This is a genomic window from Streptomyces sp. NPDC001599 (genome assembly GCF_042893535.1).
In the GTDB taxonomy this organism is placed as follows: domain Bacteria; phylum Actinomycetota; class Actinomycetes; order Streptomycetales; family Streptomycetaceae; genus Streptomyces.
On record NZ_JBIAVA010000007.1, the window covers coordinates 328,273 to 346,267 of the forward strand.

The window sequence follows — 17,995 nt, forward strand, 5'->3', positions numbered from 1 at the left end:
CGTGTGCGTGCGGCCCGTTACGGGAGAGGCGCCTGATCAGTGGCCGCCCTGGTCCTTGAAGCGCTTGTAGGACCGCTCGATCTCGGCCTCGGCCTCGGTGCGGCCCACCCAGTCGGCGCCCTCGACGGACTTGCCGGGCTCCAGGTCCTTGTAGACCTCGAAGAAGTGCTGGATCTCCAGGCGGTCGAACTCCGAGACGTGGTGGATGTCACGCAGGTGCTCCACGCGCGGGTCGGTCGACGGCACGCACAGCAGCTTGTCGTCGCCGCCGGCCTCGTCCGTCATCCGGAACATGCCGATCGCGCGGCAGCGGATGAGGCAGCCCGGGAAGGTCGGCTCGTCCAGGATGACCAGCGCGTCCAGCGGGTCGCCGTCCTCGCCGAGGGTGTTCTCGACGAAGCCGTAGTCGGTCGGGTAGGCGGTCGAGGTGAACAGGCGGCGGTCCAGGCGGATACGACCGGTCTCGTGGTCCACCTCGTACTTGTTCCGCGAACCCTTCGGGATCTCGATCGTGACGTCGAACTCCACCGGACGCTCCTCCATGATCAGCACATAGTTCTGGTGGTTAAGTGTCCCTCACGCAGGTGTGTGATCGCGAAAGGGGCTGGTGACAGTGCCAGAGCTGAGGCCTTGGCGGACCGCGCGACCGCATGTCGCGCGGGCCGCGGATGCCGTACGTCCCCGTCTGGCCCGCTTCGTCCGGGCCGCCGGACCGCGGGTCGCACGGTTGGCACGGGCCACGGCGCCGCGGCTCACGCGGATCACGAGGCCGAAGACCTGGCAGTACACCGCCGGTGCCGCCACCGCCGGGCTGGCACTGGCCGCCGGGGTGGTGACCGTCGCCGGCCCCTGGGACTCCACGGGTCAGCGTACGGCCGAGCGGGACCGGGCCGTCGCCCTGGAGCACGCGGGTGGCGCAGATCACGGCCGCGGATCCGGGGCCTCCGGTACGTCGTCCGGATCGCCCCGCCCCGCGCCCAGCGCCGGCGCCGTACTGGCCGGTCTCGGCGGCACCTCCGCCCCCGGCGGCGTCAAGGCGGCACCCGCCGACCAGGACCTCGCGGACCTCCTCGACCCCCTGCTCAGGGACGCCCCCGGGCTCGGCGAGCGCCGCGCGGCGACCGTCGTCGACCTCACCACCGGCAAGCGCCTGTACGGCCTCGGCGACGGCACCCCGCTCACCCCCGCCTCCACCACCAAGATCGCCACGGCCGTCGCCGCCCTCACCGCCCTCGGCCCCGACCACCGCCTCACCACCCGCACCGCCCTGGAGGCCGACACCGGCGAGGTCGTCCTGGTCGGCGGCGGCGACCCCACCCTCACCGCACGCAAGGACGCCCGGGACCTGGCCGGCCTGCGCACCCTCGCCGAGAAGACCGCCGCCGCGCTGAAGAAGCGGGGCGTGCGCGAGGTGACGCTGTCGTACGACACGACGCTCTACGCCGGTACGGAAATGCACCCGATCGGGGTCAACGAGAACCTCGCCCGCGTCACCGCCCTGATGACCGACGAGGGCCGCACCGACGACTCCACCAGCGGCCCCGCCCCGCGCGTGCCCGACCCGGCCGCCGACGCCGCCCGCACCTTCGCCGGCCTCCTGAAGGAGCACGGCATCACCGCGTCCGCCCCCGGCCCCTCCAAGGCCACCGGCCGCGCCGACACCCTCGCCACGGTCTCCTCGCCCCCGCTGTCGGCCCTGGTCGAGCGGATGCTGACCAACAGCGACAACGACCTCGCCGAGGCCCTGGCCCGCCACACCGCCGTGGCGACCGGCAAGCGCGCCGACTTCGAGGGGGCGGGCGCCGCCGTCACGGCCCGTCTGAAGCAGCTCGGCCTGCCGGTGGGCGGCGCGCGGTTCCACGACGGAAGCGGCCTGGACCGCACCGACCTGATCAGCGCCGACCTCCTCACCGCACTGCTGACCGAGGCGGCCGACCCGGCCCGCCCCCAACTGCGCCCCGTCCTTACCGGCCTGCCCGTCGCCCACTTCACCGGCACCCTGGCCGGCCGTTACACGGACGGCGCAGCGGGCCTCGTCCGAGCCAAGACCGGCACCCTCACGGGCGTCAACACCCTCGCCGGCACGGTCACCACCCCCGACGGCCGCCTCCTCGGCTTCGCCTTCCTGGCCAACGCCACGACGGACCCCTGGACGGCCCAGACGACCCTGGACCGAGCGGCAACAGCGCTGGCGTCGCAGACGCCGTAGCCGCGGACAGTCGCCGGCCGCCCTAGCCGCGGGCAGTCGTGCCGCTGGGGCGGCACGGGTGGGCGGTGGGGGTACCTCCCAGGCCGTTCAGCCACTGGGGGAGGCACCGCAACGCCGGGTGCCCAGGCAACGGACCTCACCCCGGGCCGACCTGGTGCCCCGCACGACTGCCCCCCAGCGGCAGCGCTCCCGTACCGTTGACGCATGACGAGCATCGGCGCAAATTCCGGCATGGTCGACTGGAACCTCGCGGTGGCGACCGCGACCCGGCTCGTACGGCCGGGCCCCGAGGTGAGCCGCGACGAGGCCAGGGCCGTCGTCGCCGAGCTCCGCCGCCATGCCAAGTCCTCGGAGGAGCACGTCCGCGGCTTCACCCGGATGGGCACCGAGGAGACCCACGACACCCCCGTCCTGGTGGTCGACCGGCCCGGCTGGGTCCGGGCCAACGTCGCCGGGTTCCGGGAGCTGCTCAAGCCCCTGCTGGAGAAGATGCAGGAGCGGCGCGGCGGCGGCGCGGGCAACGCGGTCCTCGGCGCCGTCGGCGGCAAGGTCACCGGCGTGGAGCTGGGCATGCTGCTGTCGTTCCTGTCCTCCCGCGTCCTCGGCCAGTACGAGACGTTCGCCCCCGCCACCCGGGAGCTGCCCGCCGGCGCGAACGGCGGCGGCCGGCTGCTCCTGGTCGCGCCGAACATCGTCCACGTGGAGCGCGAACTCGACGTCGAGCCGCACGACTTCCGCCTGTGGGTGACCCTGCACGAGGAGACGCACCGCACGCAGTTCACCGCCGTGCCCTGGCTGCGCGACCACCTCGAGGGCGAAATCCAGTCGTTCCTGGCCGAGACCGACGTGGACCCCATGACCGTGCTCGAACGGGTCCGCGAGGCCGCCCAGTCGCTGGCCGGGGGCCGTCCCGAGGCGGAGGAGGACGACGGCGGCCGCTCGCTGGTGGAGCTGGTGCAGACCCCGTCCCAACGGGAGGTCCTCGGCCGCCTCACCGCCGTGATGTCCCTCCTGGAGGGCCACGCCGACTTCGTGATGGACGGCGTCGGACCGGCGGTCGTGCCGAGCGTCGGGGAGATCCGGGAGAAGTTCCAGCAGCGCCGCGCCAAGGGCGCCTCCCGCCTCGACATGGCGCTGCGCAAGCTGCTCGGCCTCGACGCCAAGCTCCGTCAGTACCGGGACGGCGAACGGTTCGTACGGGCCGTCGTCGAGGAGTGCGGCATGGACGGCTTCAACCGCGTCTGGACCTCGCCCAACACGCTCCCCACCAAGTCGGAGATCGCCAAACCGGCGGACTGGATCGCGCGGGTGCACCGCAAGCCGGAGGCGTGAGCCGCGCGGGCGGGGCGTGAAACGATTCCGGCCTACGGCAGGCGAACGACCCTTCAATCACCCGTCCGAGGGACCGTGAGCCTTCGGCAGGCGTGCGATGCTCGGGGAACGGCCCGTTTCTGTCACCATCTACACACTCTGCGTGACCGAACCTCGGGCTCACCCCCGACAACTTCATGAAGGGCACCGGACATGGGTCCCCATCCTGCGGTCGCGGCGATACGCCTGGCGGTCCGCCGCGTCCTCCACGACATCCTCACCGAACTGAACACCCCGGCCGGCGTCCCCGCCGCGACGGCCGTCGAACGTACGCCCGAGAGTGCGCCCGGACTCCCGACGGCACCGCTCGTGCTCGTGGCGTGCTCCGGCGGTGCCGACTCCATGGCGCTCGCCTCCGCCCTCGCCTTCGAGGCACCCCGGCTCGGCGTCCGGGCCGGCGGTGTCACCGTCGACCACGGCCTGCAGAGCGGCTCCGACCTGCGCGCCGAAGAGGTCGTCCTGCGCCTGCGCGAACTGGGCCTCGACCCTGTGGAGGCCACCGCCGTGACCGTCGGCCGCGGCGGCGGCCCCGAAGCCGCCGCCCGCGACGCACGCTACGCCGCGCTCGACGCCGCCGCCGCCCGCCACGGCGCCGCCGCCGTCCTGCTCGGCCACACCCGCGACGACCAGGCCGAGACCGTCCTGCTGGGCCTCGCCCGCGGCTCCGGCATCCGCTCCCTGTCGGGCATGGCCGCGGTCTCGGGGGCCGGCGGCCGTTACCGGCGCCCCTTCCTCCAGGTCGACCGCCAGACCGCCCGCAAGGCCTGCATGGTCCAGTCCCTCCCCGTCTGGGACGACCCCCACAACACCGACCCCGCCTACACCCGCTCCCGGCTGCGCCACGAGGGCCTGCCCGCCCTGGAGAAGGCCCTCGGCAAGGGCGTCGTCGAGGCCCTCGCCCGTACGGCCCAACTCTCCCGGGACGACGCCGACGCCCTCGACACCTGGGCCCGCCAGGCCGAGGCCGGCGTCCGCGACGCCACCGGCGGACTGGAGTGCGCCAAGCTGTACGCCCTGCCGCCCGCCGTACGCCGCCGGATCCTGCGCCGCGCCGCCCTGGAGGCCGGTGCCCCGGGCGGTGCCCTGTTCGCCCGCCACATCGAGGAAGTCGACCGGCTCATCACCGGCTGGCGCGGTCAGGGGGCCATCAACCTCCCCGGCAAAGTCGTCGCCCGGCGGCAGGGTGGCAGACTGGTGATTCGGCAAGGCTGAATCCGGACCCTCCACCGATCCGCACACGGATCGACGGACGCTTCGGACTGGCCGGTGGGACGACCGAAAGTGATGCGGGTGGACGCGAACGACATGGGTGCCGACCTCGAGAAGGTACTCATCACCAAGGAAGAGATCGACGCGAAGCTGGCCGAGCTGGCCGCGAAGATCGACGCGGAGTACGCGGGCAAGGACCTGCTCATCGTCGGCGTGCTCAAGGGCGCCGTGATGGTCATGGCCGACCTGGCGCGCACGCTGTCCACCCCCGTCACGATGGACTGGATGGCGGTGTCCTCGTACGGCGCGGGCACCCAGTCCTCCGGTGTGGTGCGGATCCTCAAGGACCTCGACACCGACATCAAGGGGCGCCACGTCCTGATCGTCGAGGACATCATCGACTCCGGCCTGACCCTGTCCTGGCTGATCTCCAACCTCGGCTCGCGCGAGCCCGCCTCCCTCAAGGTGTGCACCCTGCTGCGCAAGCCGGACGCCGCGAAGGTCGCCATCGACGTGGAGTGGGTCGGCTTCGACATCCCCAACGAGTTCGTCGTCGGCTACGGCCTCGACTACGCCGAGAAGTACCGCAACCTCCCGTTCGTCGGTACGCTCGCGCCCCACGTGTACGGCGGCTGACGCACCCCTGTAACGGGCTTCACGGTGTTTGGGCGGGTCACCCGGGAACCCCTCGGGCCGCCGCGCCGTTGGAGCATGCAGACGGGACGTCGGCCCGCCCGTGCGGCTGAGGGCCGCCACGCTGGGGTACCGTCAGAAGAACTGTCTTATCAAACTCACTATGGCAGGAGGGACGGGGCGACACCGCTCCGTGTGGATGGACGTGAAGCGATACTTCCGTGGGCCAATCATGTGGATCGTGCTGGCCGTCCTTGCCGTGGTCGTGTTGATGCAGGTCGTGGGCTCGTCCGGTGGCTACAAGACGGTGGACACGGGCCAGGTCGTCCAGGCGATCAACGACAACCGGGTCGAGTCGGCCAAGCTGACCACCGGTGACGAGCAGACCATCAAGGTCCAGCTCAAGGACGGCGAAAAGGTCGAGGGCAGCTCGAAGATCCAGGCGAGCTACATCGGCGACCAGGGCGTGACCCTCGCCAACACACTTCAGAACAAGTACCAGGACAAGCAGATCTCCGACGGCTACACCGTGTCGCCGTCGAAGCAGAACCCGTTCGTCGGGATTCTGCTCTCCCTGCTCCCGTTCGTCCTCATCGTGGTCGTCTTCCTGTTCCTGATGAATCAGATGCAGGGTGGCGGCTCCCGGGTCATGAACTTCGGCAAGTCCAAGGCGAAGCTCATCACCAAGGACACCCCGAAGACGACGTTCTCCGACGTCGCCGGGTCGGACGAGGCCGTCGAGGAGCTCCACGAGATCAAGGAGTTCCTCCAGGAGCCGGCCAAGTTCCAGGCCGTCGGTGCCAAGATCCCCAAGGGCGTGCTGCTGTACGGCCCGCCCGGCACCGGCAAGACCCTGCTCGCGCGTGCCGTCGCGGGCGAGGCGGGCGTGCCGTTCTACTCGATCTCCGGTTCCGACTTCGTCGAGATGTTCGTCGGTGTCGGTGCCTCCCGAGTGCGCGACCTGTTCGAGCAGGCCAAGGCGAACGCCCCGGCCATCGTCTTCGTCGACGAGATCGACGCGGTCGGCCGCCACCGCGGCGCCGGCCTCGGCGGCGGTCACGACGAGCGCGAGCAGACCCTGAACCAGCTGCTCGTCGAGATGGACGGCTTCGACGTCAAGGGCGGCGTGATCCTCATCGCCGCGACGAACCGGCCCGACATCCTCGACCCGGCGCTGCTGCGCCCCGGCCGCTTCGACCGGCAGATCGCCGTCGACCGCCCGGACATGCAGGGCCGTCTGGAGATCCTCAAGGTCCACCAGAAGGGCAAGCCGGTCGCGCCCGACGTCGACCTGTCGGCCGTCGCCCGCCGTACGCCCGGCATGACCGGTGCCGACCTGGCCAACGTGCTGAACGAAGCCGCCCTGCTGACGGCCCGCAGCGACCAGAAGCTGATCGACAACCACATGCTGGACGAGGCGATCGACCGCGTGGTCGCGGGCCCGCAGAAGCGGACCCGGATCATGTCGGACAAGGAGAAGAAGATCACCGCGTACCACGAGGGCGGACACGCCCTGGTCGCGGCGGCCTCACCGAACTCCGACCCGGTCCACAAGATCACGATCCTGTCCAGAGGCCGGGCCCTCGGCTACACGATGGTGCTCCCGGACGAGGACAAGTACTCGACCACGCGCAACGAGATGCTCGACCAGCTCGCCTACATGCTGGGCGGCCGCGCGGCCGAGGAGCTGGTCTTCCACGACCCGACGACCGGCGCGGCCAACGACATCGAGAAGGCCACCGGCCTGGCCCGGGCGATGGTCACGCAGTACGGCATGACCGAGCGCCTCGGCGCCATCAAGTTCGGCGGCGACAACAGCGAGCCGTTCCTCGGACGTGAGATGGCGCACCAGCGCGACTACTCGGAAGAGGTCGCCGCGCTGGTCGACGAAGAGGTCAAGAAGCTCATCGAGACGGCGCACAACGAGGCCTGGGAGATCCTGGTCGAGAACCGCGACGTCCTCGACAACCTCGTCCTCGCGCTGCTGGAGAAGGAGACGCTGGGCAAGGAGGAGATCGCCGAGGTCTTCGCCCAGATCGTCAAGCGTCCGGCCCGGCCCGCCTGGACCGGTTCCTCCCGCCGTACGCCCTCGACGCGTCCGCCGGTGCTCTCCCCGAAGGAGCTCGCACTGACGAACGGGGCGAACGGCGCTACGGCGGCGATCTCCACCGCCAAGAGCACCACGGTGGAGCCCGCTCCGGCACCGGAGCGAGCACCGGAGGACCGCCCGGAGAGCTGACCCCGGTCGCCTCGGACCGCCCCGGCGGCCCGACCAGGCCCGGAATGTATGCCGCGCCCCCCAGGTTCTAGCCTTGGGGGGTGCGGCATTTTCGTATGCCGTCGCAGGACGGATCAGGAACGAGGCATCACATGACCGACCCCGTGACGCTGGACGGCGAGGGCCAGATCGGCGAGTTCGACGAGAAGCGGGCCGAGAACGCCGTACGCGAACTGCTGATCGCGGTCGGCGAGGACCCGGACCGCGAGGGCCTGAAGGAGACTCCGGCGCGCGTGGCACGGGCGTACAAGGAGATATTCGCCGGCTTGTGGCAGGAGCCGGAGGATGTCCTGACAACGACGTTCGACCTAGGGCACGACGAGATGGTCCTGGTGAAGGACATTGAAGTGTTCTCCACCTGTGAGCATCATCTGGTGCCGTTCCGCGGGGTGGCGCACGTCGGATACATCCCGTCCACCAGTGGGAAGATCACCGGTCTGTCGAAGCTGGCCCGGCTCGTGGACGTCTATGCGCGCCGCCCGCAGGTGCAGGAACGTCTCACCACGCAGATCGCGGACTCGCTGATGGAGATCCTCGAACCGCGCGGGGTGATCGTCGTGGTCGAGTGCGAGCACATGTGCATGTCCATGCGGGGCATCCGCAAGCCCGGGGCGAAGACCCTCACCTCGGCCGTGCGGGGTCAGCTGCGGGATGTCGCCACGCGCAACGAGGCCATGAGTCTGATCATGGCTCGCTGAGTTCGCGGGTGCGGGTCACGCCGCTGAGGCGGCGCCCGGGTGGTCGTCGTCCTCGTCTTCCGGGAGTCTGCAGACTCGCTCCATGAAGAGGGCGGCCGCTATGACGGCGATGCCCGCGACGACCGAGGCGCCCGCGTAGATGGCCTGGTCGCGGCGGGCCGGGATGTCGAGGTACTCCAGCAGGAAGGCGCCCGTGCCGCCGTACATGCCGGCGACGAGGGCGGCCACCAGGGCGCTGGCCTGGCCGAAGACGACCGCGCGGGCCGCCATCATCGGGTCGACGCCCTTGGCGCCGGGGACGCGGTCCCGCTGGGCCTTGAGGCGGGCGCGGATCGAGAGCGCCGTGGCCAGCAGGATCACCGCGATCAGGGCGAGGACGACGGGGGCGGCCAGGGGGACGCTCGGGAGGGTCCCCACCGAGTTCCACAGGCGGGCGCCGGCCCAGGACAGGATCCCGGCGACGACGAACACGCCGACCAGCACCCTGATGCGCAACTCTTTCACGGTGTTCCGGTGTCCCTTCGGCTCCCCGGCGCGGTCGTCCCGACCTCGTCGTCCTCGTCGACCTTAACGACTACTCGGGCAGCCGGAGTTCCAGGTCGGCGCGGGGCGCGACGCCGTCTCGGGTGACGGCGGCCAGGAGGTCGGCGATCCTGCCCCGGCCGGGCAGGGCGGCCTCCGGTTCGACGTCCAGCCAGGGGGCCAGCACGAAGGCGCGTTCGTGGGCGCGCGGGTGGGGGAGGGTGAGGTGCGGGTCGTCGGAGACGACCTCGGCGTAGGCGACGATGTCGACGTCCAGGGTGCGCGGGCCCCAGCGCTCGTCGCGGACCCGGTGGAAGGCCTCCTCGACCGCGTGCGCCCGCTCCAGGAGCGAGGACGGGGGCAGCGTCGTCTTCACGATCACGACCGCGTTGAAGTACGAGGGCTGGCTGTCGGGGGCCACCCCCCACGGCTCTGTCTCGTAGACGCGCGAGACTCCTTTGACGCGCAGGCCCGGGGTGTCCTCCAGGGCGTCGATCGCGCCCTGGAGGGTCTCCAGGCGGTTGCCGAGGTTGGCGCCGAGAGCGACCACCGCGCGCTTGGGGTTGGACAGGGTGGTGTCCGCGGCGTCGACCTGCTCGATGACGGAGGCGGGCACGGGCTGTACGGTCGGGTCGCTCGGACCCTTGGCGAAGGGGGCGCTCATACACGGCTCCGGATGATGGTGACGGTCACGTCGTCGAAGGGGACGGTGATCGGCGCGTCCGGCTTGTGGACGCAGACCTCGACCTCCTCGACCCCTTCGTGCTTCAGACAGACCTGGGCGATGCGCTCGGCGAGGGTCTCGACGAGGTTGACCGGCTCGCCCTCGACGACGGCCACGACCTCCTCGGCCACGATGCCGTAGTGCACGGTCTTCGCCAGGTCGTCGTCGGCCGCGGCCGGGCGGGTGTCCAGGCCAAGGACGATGTCCACGAGGAAGGTCTGGCCGTCCTCGCGCTCCTTGGGGAACACACCGTGGTGCCCGCGGGCCTTCAGGCCGCGCAGCGCGACACGATCCACGCGAATCACTCCTGCAGTCGTCGGTCTCGGCCGGTCGTACCACGTGCGGGTGGTACGGCGGCCCCAGTCGAATCTACCCGCGTGCACCGACAGTGCCGGGCCGCGGGGGGCGGGGCTGGGTGGGGAGCGGGCAGGTTTTCACCGTGCGTTCTCCCTGGCGGTCCCGGTGGATCACGGGTTGGTAGCCGCCCCTACCCGCCGGTCCGTGATTCCAACCACTTCCCGGGTGCCGGTGGCCGCCGGCCGGGTCAGGGCGGTGTGTCCTCGCCGTCCTCGTCCTCGGTTTCCGCGAGTACGGGGGAGGCGTGGTGGGACCAGAGCTTCCAGCCGGCGGGCGTGCGCCGGAAGGTGTTGGTGGCGACGACGAGCTGGCCGACCAGCGGGCCGAGCTCCTCGCCGCCGTCGGGGGCGGGGCCGCCGCTGAGGATGTTCTCGGTGCAGGTGACCAGGGCGGTGTCGCCGGTGACGGAGACGTGCACGTCGGTGAGGAAAAACTGGATGTAGTCGGTGTTCGCCATGATCAGGGCGTACGAGCGGAGGACCTCGCCGCGGCCGGTGAGTACCGGCCAGCCCGGGTGTACGCAGGAGACGACGCCGGCGTCGGCCGGGTCGTGGTACGACTCGTCGATGCCCAGGTCGGAGGGGGTGAGCCAGAACTCGGAGACCTTCTCGAAGTCGCCCTCCTCCAGTGCCTCGTAGAAGGCGGTGTTCGCGGCCTCGACCTGTTCGACGTCGAGGTGCGGCGCGTTCACCGGGCGCCTTCGACGGCGCGGGCGACGCGGACGGCGTCGGCCGTGGCGCGGACCTCGTGGACGCGGACCGCCCACGCGCCGGCCTGCGCGGCGAGCGCGGAGACCGCGGCGGTGGCGGCGTCGCGCTCGCGCGCGGGGGGCGGGGCGGCGTCGGGGCCGGCGAGGACGCGGCCGAGGAAGCGTTTGCGGGAGGCGGCGACGAGGAGGGGGTGGCCGAGGGCGAGGAGGCGGTCGAGGTGGGCGAGGAGGACGAGGTCGTGCTCGGCGTCCTTGGAGAAGCCGAGGCCGGGGTCGACGATCACGCGGTCGGGGGCGATGCCGCCGTCGAGGACGGCCTCCACGCGCGCGTGCAGTTCGTCGACGACCTCTTTCACGACGTCGGTGTAGGTGCCTTTGACGTTGCCGTCCTTCAGGAGGCCGCGCCAGTGCATGACGACGAAGGGGGCGCCCGTGTCGGCGACGACCGGGATCATCCGGGGGTCGGCGAGGCCGCCGCTGACGTCGTTGACCAGGGCGGCGCCGGCGGCGAGGGCCTGCTCGGCGACGGAGGCGCGCATGGTGTCGACGGAGACGGTCACGCCCTCGGAGGCGAGGCCGCGCACGACCGGGACGACGCGCCTGAGTTCCTCGTCCTCGTCCACGCGGGTGGCGCCGGGGCGGGTGGACTCGCCGCCGACGTCCACGAGGTCGGCGCCCTGGGCGACCAGGTCCAGGCCGTGCTTGATGGCTGCCGTGGTGTCGAAGAAGCGGCCGCCGTCGGAGAAGGAGTCGGGGGTCACGTTGACGACTCCCATGACCGCGCAGCGGTCCCATGCGGTCAGTCCCGCGAGATGGCGTCGGCGGCGGCCGGTCTGCTTGCTCATGTGTTCAGCGTAGGCGGTGGGCTGCGGCGGGTGCGCGGGGTGCCTGCGGCGGCTGTACCGGGTGCCTGCGGGTGCCTGCGGCGGCCTGTGCGGGTTCGGTGGGGGTGCGCGTTGCGCGGTGCGTGCGGTGGGTGGGTCGGGGCCGCGCCGGGGGGTGTCCGTCCTCGGAACGGCGCGAAATCGGTTCCTTGAAAAGGCTCGGGGCGTTGACGCGCCAACCGCTGCGGGCGGACACCCCCCGACACGCCCCCTCACCGCCGTACGCGGCTTTCCCCGCCAACGCTCCGCGTCCCACCCCTCGCCGTACGCGGCTTCCCCCGCCGTCGCTGTCGGCAGTCGCTACGCCGCCACCGCCGCTGTGGCCAGTCGCCGCGCCGCCACCGCCGCTGCGGGCAGTCGCCGCGCCCCGCCGCCGCTGCGGGCAGTCGTGCCGCTGGGGCGGCACGGGTGGGCGCAGCGGCACCCCGCAACGCCGGGCCGCGTCACCCTCGCGCCCGCACCCACCCCGGGTGCCGAAAAGGACGCCGGCCCAGTGACCGTTACGCCGCCCGCGCCGGCGCCTGGTGGGCGCAGGGGCGGCGCGAGGGCGTCCGGCGCTGGAGGAAGCGGGGGAGGGAAATCGTGACGAAGCCCTCCGCCTGCATCGCGGCGAAGCCGATGCGCGGGAGGTCGGCCGAGCGGCGGTACACGACGAAGCGCGGCTCCCACCGGGGCCGGAACTTCGCGTTGAACTTGTACAACGACTCGATCTGGAACCAGCGGGAGAGGAAGACCAGCAGTCCGCGCCACGCGCGGAGGACCGGGCCCGCGCCGATCTTCTCGCCGCGCGCGAGCGCCGCGCGGAACATCGCGAAGTTCAGGGACACGCGGGCGATGCCCAGTTTCGGGGCCGCCTGGAGCGCGGCCACGATCAGGAGTTCGTTCATGCCGGGGTCGGCCGTGCGGTCGCGGCGCATGAGGTCCAGGGACACGCCGTCCGTGCCCCAGGGCACGAAGTGCAGGATCGCCTTCAGGTCGCCGTACTCGCCCGGCTCGGCGTCCTGCTTGTGCGCCGTCGCGATCAGGCAGTCGCCGTCGGCCGGGTCGCCGACGCGGCCCAGGGCCATGGAGAAGCCGCGCTCGGTGTCCGTGCCGCGCCACGCGTCGGCGGCGCGGCGCACCCGGTTCAGTTCGGCGTCGGACAGGTCAGCCACGCGCCGTACCCGGGTCTCGTAACCGGCGCGCTCGATGCGCTTGACCATCTGGCGTACGTTGCGCATCGCGCGGCCGGCGAGGGAGAAATCCGCCACGTCCACCACCGCCTCGTCGCCCAGTTCGAGGGCGTCGAGACCCGTTTCGCGGGTCCAGACCTCGCCGCCGGTCTCCGAGCAGCCCATGACGGCCGGGGTCCAGGAGTGGGCCCGGGCCTCGTCCATGAAGCGTTCGATGGCGCCCGGCCAGGCCTCGACGTCGCCGATCGGGTCGCCGCTGGCCAGCATCACGCCGGAGACGACCCGGTAGGTGACGGCGGCCTTGCCGCTGGGGGAGAAGACGACGGCCTTGTCGCGGCGCAGCGCGAAGTGGCCGAGGGAGTCGCGGCCGCCGTGCCGGGCGAGGAGGGCGCGCAGGCGGGTCTCGTCGTCCTCGGTGAGGCGGGCCGCGGGGTGTTCGGGGCGGAAGGCCAGGTAGATGGTGGTGACGGCGGTCAGGAGGCCGAGGGCGCCGAGGGAGAACGCGACCGTCCAGGAGGTGTTGCCGCGGTAGTCCACCGGGCCCTCGACGCCGAACAGGCCGTAGAGGACGTGGGTGAGGCGGTCGGCCAGACTCGGGTCGCCGAGCATGCGGTGCGGGTGGGCGTTGACGACGAGCAGGCCCAGCAGGACGGAACCGGCGCTCATGAGGACGAAGTTGGCCAGGGCCCGCCAGCGGCTGCGGGGGTCGGGGAGGGCGGCGAACTCGTCGCGGTGGCGGAGGAGGGGGATCAGCAGGGCCACGGAGATCACTGCCCCGAGGAGGGAGTGGCGGTATGTGAACTGGGCGACGGCTCCCAGTGGCAGCAGGGCGACCGCCGCCCGCCAGGCCCGGCGCTTGCGGCGTTTGAGGCCGTGGGCGAGCAGGAGGAGCAGGACGCCCGCGCTGAGCGAGAGGGCGGCGGCGAAGGGGCCGAAGGCGCCGGGCAGGACCTCGGCGAGCGCGTGCATCCGGCTGTGGCGGAAGCGCGGGAAGGACCCGGCCGCGATGTCCAGCAGGCCGACGAGCACGCAGGCGCGGCCGACGAGGAGGGGGATCCGGTCCGGGCGGGGGCCGCGCAGGGCGCGGGGTATGCGGGTGGGCCTCGTCGGAACCTCGCCCGACATTTCCTCATCTGTCCTGACAGACATCGCACCTGTGGTTCTGCGAGAGATCGTGGATCCCGGGCCCGTTCCGGGCATCCGGCGACATTGCGCCCTCTAGGACGGTGTCTCGGAGGGAGAGGTTCACTCCCCTGATCAACGGAAAGCGCGGGCGGGTAGCAAGGCATGGGTCTCACGAGCAACAAGGTGCTGGTGTTGGCGGTGGTGGCCGGCGTGCTGCTGTTCGCCGGGACGGTGTGGTTGTGGCCGCGGCTGGCCGGGCGGGGTGTGCGGGCCGTTCTGGGGAGGGTCGGTCTGCTGCTCGCCACCCAGGTGGCGGTCTTCGCGGCGGTGGGACTGGTCGCCAATCAGTCCTTCGGGTTCTACGGCAGTTGGGCCGACCTGTTCGGGCGGGAGGACGGGCAGGGCGTGGTCGTGGACCACTCGGCCGGCGCGGGCGGCGGGCCGCTGCGGGTCGTCGGGGACCGGCGGGTGACGCAGGCGGGCGGGGCGCGGCCGGACGTCTCGGGGCGAGTGGAGGAGATACGGGTCGTCGGGCGTACGTCGCGGATCGCGTCACCGGCGTATGTCTATTTGCCGCCGGAGTACTTTCAGGTGCGGCACCGTGGCCGTACGTTTCCCGCGGCCGTGGTCCTGACCGGTTATCCGGGGACGGCGGAGGCGCTGGTGGAGAAACTTCACTACCCGCGTACGGCGCTGGAGCTGGCGAAGGCCGGTCGGATGCGGCCGATGATCCTGGTGATGCTGCGGCCCACGGTGGCACCGCCGCGCGACACGGAGTGCGTGGACGTACCGGGCGGGCCGCGGACGGAGACGTTCTTCGCCAAGGACCTGCCCGAGGCCGTGGGTGCCCACTACCGGGTGGCCAAGGGGCCGCGGAGCTGGGGCGTCGTCGGCAACTCGACCGGCGGCTACTGCGCCCTGAAACTCGCCGCGCACCATCCGGAGGTGTACGCCGCCGGGGCGGGGCTGTCGCCGTACTACGACGCGCCGAACGACCCCACCACGGGCGACCTCTTCCAGGGGGACGAGGGGCTCGAGAAGCGGGCCAGTCTGTGGTGGTATCTCAAGAACGCGCCCGCGCCCGACACTTCACTGCTCGTCACCAGCAGCAGGACCGGCGAGACGAACTACAAGGACACGCTGAAGTTCATTGATCTGGTGAAGGGCAAGAGGCCGACCCGGATCTCGTCGATCATCCTGGAAAGCGGCGGGCACAACTTCAATACCTGGCGGCGGGAGATTCCCGCGACGCTGCGGTGGCTGGATGAGCGGCTGGGTGGAGGACGGGACTCTTGAATGATCTTGGAATCCGGGGGTAATTCGTCCGTCGTCGGGGGTGTGGATTCCCCGTTCCCTGTGAACACGTCGGAGATGGCCCTGTTTTTACGGGGCGGGGCGCCAAGATTCGCCTACGCGCGGTAAGTTTCTGGCCATGCCACGTGGACGTCATCGCCATTCCCCGCCTCTGCACAGGCTGCTTCCTCCGTCGGCGATCGCAGGTGTTTCGGTCGTCTGCGCCCTCGGGCCCTGGTTGTTCAGCGAGACCATGATCCTTCGCGTGCTGGCCGCGGCCGCCGCGGTGACGGCTGTGGTCGGCGCGGTCGTCATGCGGCACTGGGACGCGCAGGCGGGCCGGCAGGTCGCCGACCTCACACGCGCGCGTGCGAGCGACGAGTGGCGCTTCGAGGAACGGGTCGCCGAACTGGAGTCCGACCTGGAGGAGTCGCGCGAGCTGCGGCAGAAGCTGGAGCACCGGCTGCGGGCCAAGCGCACCGAGCTGGCGGGGCTGCGCAACGAGCACGCCTCGCTGCTGCGGCGCTACGCCACGGCGGAGACCGAGCGTGCCAGCGCGCTGGAGGGCCGCCGGCTGCTGGAGATAGAGGCCGCGCCGCAGGCACCCGCGCTGCCGGCGGCCCGCACCGCCCCGGCGGAGGAGACGCCGGTGCAGGAGACCCGGGAGCAGGAGTCGCGGGAGCAGGAGACGCCCGGAGTGGAAGCGCCGGGGTCGGACGCGGGGGCCGATGAGGTGCCCGGCGACGAGGACACGGGGGCCGAAGAGGCCTCCGCTCCCGCGGTCTTCTCGCCCGAGGGGTCCCGGCTGTTCCTGCGCGCGAACGCGGCCCTGGCCCGCTTCGACGGCGGCGCGCCCGCCGACCCGGACGGTGGCGACCGGGCTGTGGCCGCCGACGCCCCGGACGGCTCCGACGGTGACGACGACGGCGGCGGCGAGGGCGTGCCCGCGACCGACGCGGGGCAGGAGGACGAGGCGCAGGGGCAGCCCGAGGCGGCCGACGGCCATGAGCGCACCGCCGCCGCCTCCCCGACCACGACGTCCGACGAGCGGCCCGCGCAGCCCACCCAGTCCACCCGGCGGGCCGACGGGCACTTCACGGTGCCGACCGCGGTGGCCGTCGTACCGGCGGCCCCGGCGCGGCGTCCGGTGGTCGAGGGCGGCTTCGACTTCTTCGGCACCAAGCCCGTCGAAAACACGACGGGCGCGACGGGCGGGGCGGGTGCGTCCGACGCCGCTCTGGAGACCGTGCAGAACGAGGACCTGGCCGACGTGGTCGGCCAGGAGGCGCTCGCCCTGCACAAGGCGGAGGCCGAGGTCTCCTTCAAGGCGGCCGGCGAGGAGTCCCGGGGCGTGGGCCAGGTGATCGACCTGACGGCCCACGACGAGACCGAGCAGATCGACGTACAGGGGCTGCGCAGCGCGGTCTCCTGACCGCCTGACCGTCTCCTCCGGACGCCGTGGGGCGGGGGGGGTCTCAGGCCATCCAGCGGTCCGGCGGGGCGTCGCGGCGGCCGGTCCGGGAGCGTTCCGCCTGGCTCCGCAGCAGTTCCGCGGCCTCTTCGGCGTCGCGCAGGCGGGCGGTCACGGTCTTGTTCGCCCCCGTGTCCACGTGGACGTCCGCCAGCCGCAGGGCGCGCCGCCAGGGGCCCTGCGTCAGGCGGACGCTCTGGACCTTGGCGTGCGGCACGAGCGCCAGGCTGCGGCGCAGCAGGCCGTACCGGGCGGCGAAGACCGCGTCGGTGACGGCGAGCCCGTGGCCGCGCCACCACAGCGGTCTGCACCGTGCCGCCCGGCGCGGCGGGCGCGACAGCTCGGGTCCCGCCGGCACGGTCACGCCGGGCAGCACGCGCGCGACGACCGACTCGGCGATCTCGCGCGGGGCGACCGGCAGCAGCACGGAGTTCGACGACCCGGCCACGTCCAGCTCCACCCGCACCCAGCGGCGGCGCCGCCACAGCAGCGGCTCCACGAGGCGCACGGTCTGCACCCGGCCCGGCGGCACCGTCTCGTGGGCGCGGTCGAGCAGGCCGTGGTCGATGCGGAGCCCGTCCGGGGACTCGGCCACCGTCCAGTCGTACTCCCCGACGAACCGGCCGGCGCTGCTCGCGCCAGCGGCGCCCACCAGCGGCAGGGCGGTCGCCAGCACTGTCCACAGGTTGTGGGTGGCCAGCCACAGCAGCGTCGGTACGACGGCGGCGGCGAGCAGTGTGCCCCAGGTCGCGCCGGTCAGCAGGAGGGAGACAGCGAGGACGCCGGGCGGCACCCGCAGCAGCTGCCGCGCGGGGGCCTCGCCGACCTCGTGCGCGGTCTCGGGCGCGAAGCCCGCCGCGCGCGCGAGGAGCTCGGCCCGCAGCGTCCGCGCCTCGTCGGCGCCGAGGAAGGCCAGCTCGTCCTTCTTGCCGGTGCCTATGACGTCGAGCTTGAGCTTGGCTACGCCCGCGACCCGGGCCAGCAGGGGCTGGGTGACGTCGATCGCCTGGATGCGTTCGAGGCGGATGTGCGCGGTGCGGCGGAACAGCAGGCCGGTGCGGATCCGCAGTTCGGTGTCGGTCACCGCGTAGTGCGTGAACCACCAGGTGAGGAAGCCGTACAGGGCGGCGGCCGGGATCAGTACGGCGAAGCCGATCAGCAGGTGGGTGGTGGTCAGCCGGGTCAGCTGGCGCTGCGCCTGGTCGGGGTCGTGCACGGCCCACCCGACGAGCACCGCGACCGGCGCCCACGCCCGCCGCAGGGGCGTGACGGGGTGCAGGCGCCGCTCCACGACGTCGCCGCCCCGGTCCCGGCTCGCGCCGTCTCCCCTCGCCGGCGTT

The 17,995-nt window shown here is 72.3% G+C and carries 16 protein-coding genes; 8 read left to right on the forward strand and 8 right to left on the reverse strand.

All coding sequences use genetic code 11. From position 1 onward, the window contains the following. Positions 1-36 precede the first annotated feature (36 nt). Positions 37-528, reverse strand: coding sequence for an inorganic diphosphatase (locus ACFYZ3_RS20405; RefSeq protein WP_003975424.1), 492 nt, complete (start codon positions 526-528; stop codon positions 37-39). Positions 529-607: 79 nt separating this feature from the next. On the opposite strand from ACFYZ3_RS20405, the gene dacB reads away from it, so the two are divergent. The 6 genes from dacB to folE all read left to right on the forward strand — a co-directional run bounded on the left by dacB (position 608) and on the right by folE (position 8,398). Next, positions 608-2,209 carry a D-alanyl-D-alanine carboxypeptidase/D-alanyl-D-alanine-endopeptidase gene (dacB, locus tag ACFYZ3_RS20410; protein ID WP_388519437.1) on the forward strand — a complete coding sequence of 534 codons (1,602 nt, stop codon included), beginning with the start codon at positions 608-610 and terminating at the stop codon, positions 2,207-2,209. Positions 2,210-2,413: 204 nt separating this feature from the next. Beyond that, a complete protein-coding gene (locus tag ACFYZ3_RS20415; RefSeq protein WP_361012245.1) occupies positions 2,414-3,541 on the forward strand; it encodes a zinc-dependent metalloprotease in 1,128 nt (375 codons plus the stop codon). A gap of 192 nt (positions 3,542-3,733) precedes the next feature. Continuing rightward, a complete protein-coding gene (gene tilS / locus ACFYZ3_RS20420) occupies positions 3,734-4,792 on the forward strand; it encodes a tRNA lysidine(34) synthetase TilS (protein WP_388519440.1) in 1,059 nt (352 codons plus the stop codon). 72 nt (positions 4,793-4,864) lie between these two features. Further along, positions 4,865-5,425 carry a hypoxanthine phosphoribosyltransferase gene (gene hpt, locus ACFYZ3_RS20425; protein WP_007452004.1) on the forward strand — a complete coding sequence of 187 codons (561 nt, stop codon included), beginning with the start codon at positions 4,865-4,867 and terminating at the stop codon, positions 5,423-5,425. A 196-nt stretch (positions 5,426-5,621) separates the two neighbouring features. Then, positions 5,622-7,661, forward strand: coding sequence for an ATP-dependent zinc metalloprotease FtsH (gene ftsH, locus ACFYZ3_RS20430; protein ID WP_115742758.1), 2,040 nt, complete (start codon positions 5,622-5,624; stop codon positions 7,659-7,661). A 131-nt stretch (positions 7,662-7,792) separates the two neighbouring features. Beyond that, the gene (folE, locus tag ACFYZ3_RS20435) at positions 7,793-8,398 is read left to right on the forward strand and encodes a GTP cyclohydrolase I FolE (RefSeq protein ID WP_361012252.1); all 606 of its coding nucleotides are present in this window, start codon (positions 7,793-7,795) and stop codon (positions 8,396-8,398) included. A gap of 15 nt (positions 8,399-8,413) precedes the next feature. Here folE and ACFYZ3_RS20440 read toward each other — a convergent pair whose 3' ends face one another. The 6 genes from ACFYZ3_RS20440 to ACFYZ3_RS20465 all read right to left on the reverse strand — a co-directional run bounded on the left by ACFYZ3_RS20440 (position 8,414) and on the right by ACFYZ3_RS20465 (position 13,891). Continuing rightward, positions 8,414-8,902: a DUF3180 domain-containing protein gene (locus tag ACFYZ3_RS20440; RefSeq protein WP_388519444.1), complete on the reverse strand. Its 489-nt coding sequence runs from the start codon at positions 8,900-8,902 to the stop codon at positions 8,414-8,416. A gap of 70 nt (positions 8,903-8,972) precedes the next feature. Beyond that, positions 8,973-9,584: a 2-amino-4-hydroxy-6-hydroxymethyldihydropteridine diphosphokinase gene (gene folK, locus ACFYZ3_RS20445; protein ID WP_388519447.1), complete on the reverse strand. Its 612-nt coding sequence runs from the start codon at positions 9,582-9,584 to the stop codon at positions 8,973-8,975. Next, positions 9,581-9,940, reverse strand: coding sequence for a dihydroneopterin aldolase (gene folB, locus ACFYZ3_RS20450; RefSeq protein WP_011028954.1), 360 nt, complete (start codon positions 9,938-9,940; stop codon positions 9,581-9,583). Before folB ends, folK begins: the two co-directional genes overlap by 4 nt. 248 nt (positions 9,941-10,188) lie before the next feature. Beyond that, positions 10,189-10,692 (reverse strand): nuclear transport factor 2 family protein, encoded by a 504-nt coding sequence (locus ACFYZ3_RS20455; RefSeq protein WP_115742755.1) that lies wholly within the window; start codon positions 10,690-10,692, stop codon positions 10,189-10,191. Beyond that, positions 10,689-11,555, reverse strand: a complete 867-nt coding sequence (gene folP, locus ACFYZ3_RS20460) for a dihydropteroate synthase (protein ID WP_388519451.1) — start codon at positions 11,553-11,555, stop codon at positions 10,689-10,691. Before folP ends, ACFYZ3_RS20455 begins: the two co-directional genes overlap by 4 nt. Before the next feature lie 539 nt (positions 11,556-12,094). Next, positions 12,095-13,891: a phosphatidylglycerol lysyltransferase domain-containing protein gene (locus tag ACFYZ3_RS20465; RefSeq protein WP_388519454.1), complete on the reverse strand. Its 1,797-nt coding sequence runs from the start codon at positions 13,889-13,891 to the stop codon at positions 12,095-12,097. A 162-nt stretch (positions 13,892-14,053) separates the two neighbouring features. Between ACFYZ3_RS20465 and ACFYZ3_RS20470 the strand changes: the two genes are divergently transcribed. Further along, complete coding sequence (locus ACFYZ3_RS20470; RefSeq protein WP_388519457.1) at positions 14,054-15,187, forward strand: alpha/beta hydrolase; 1,134 nt, start codon at positions 14,054-14,056, stop codon at positions 15,185-15,187. Positions 15,188-15,323: 136 nt separating this feature from the next. Beyond that, positions 15,324-16,616: a hypothetical protein gene (locus tag ACFYZ3_RS20475; protein WP_388519460.1), complete on the forward strand. Its 1,293-nt coding sequence runs from the start codon at positions 15,324-15,326 to the stop codon at positions 16,614-16,616. Between the two features lie 43 nt (positions 16,617-16,659). On the opposite strand, the gene ACFYZ3_RS20480 is transcribed toward ACFYZ3_RS20475, so the two are convergent. After that, the gene (locus ACFYZ3_RS20480) at positions 16,660-17,946 is read right to left on the reverse strand and encodes a PH domain-containing protein (RefSeq protein WP_388519463.1); all 1,287 of its coding nucleotides are present in this window, start codon (positions 17,944-17,946) and stop codon (positions 16,660-16,662) included. Positions 17,947-17,995: the final 49 nt, after the last annotated feature.

Coding starts and splice junctions, on each gene's coding strand:
- ACFYZ3_RS20415 (WP_361012245.1), top strand. CDS start 2,414: ATGACGAGCATCGGCGCAAATTCCGGCATGGTCGACTGGAACCTCGCG.
- tilS (WP_388519440.1), top strand. CDS start 3,734: ATGGGTCCCCATCCTGCGGTCGCGGCGATACGCCTGGCGGTCCGCCGC.
- hpt (WP_007452004.1), top strand. CDS start 4,865: ATGCGGGTGGACGCGAACGACATGGGTGCCGACCTCGAGAAGGTACTC.
- ftsH (WP_115742758.1), top strand. CDS start 5,622: ATGGACGTGAAGCGATACTTCCGTGGGCCAATCATGTGGATCGTGCTG.
- folE (WP_361012252.1), top strand. CDS start 7,793: ATGACCGACCCCGTGACGCTGGACGGCGAGGGCCAGATCGGCGAGTTC.
- folK (WP_388519447.1), bottom strand. CDS start 9,584: ATGAGCGCCCCCTTCGCCAAGGGTCCGAGCGACCCGACCGTACAGCCC.
- folP (WP_388519451.1), bottom strand. CDS start 11,555: ATGAGCAAGCAGACCGGCCGCCGCCGACGCCATCTCGCGGGACTGACC.
- ACFYZ3_RS20465 (WP_388519454.1), bottom strand. CDS start 13,891: ATGTCGGGCGAGGTTCCGACGAGGCCCACCCGCATACCCCGCGCCCTG.
- ACFYZ3_RS20470 (WP_388519457.1), top strand. CDS start 14,054: ATGGGTCTCACGAGCAACAAGGTGCTGGTGTTGGCGGTGGTGGCCGGC.
- ACFYZ3_RS20475 (WP_388519460.1), top strand. CDS start 15,324: ATGCCACGTGGACGTCATCGCCATTCCCCGCCTCTGCACAGGCTGCTT.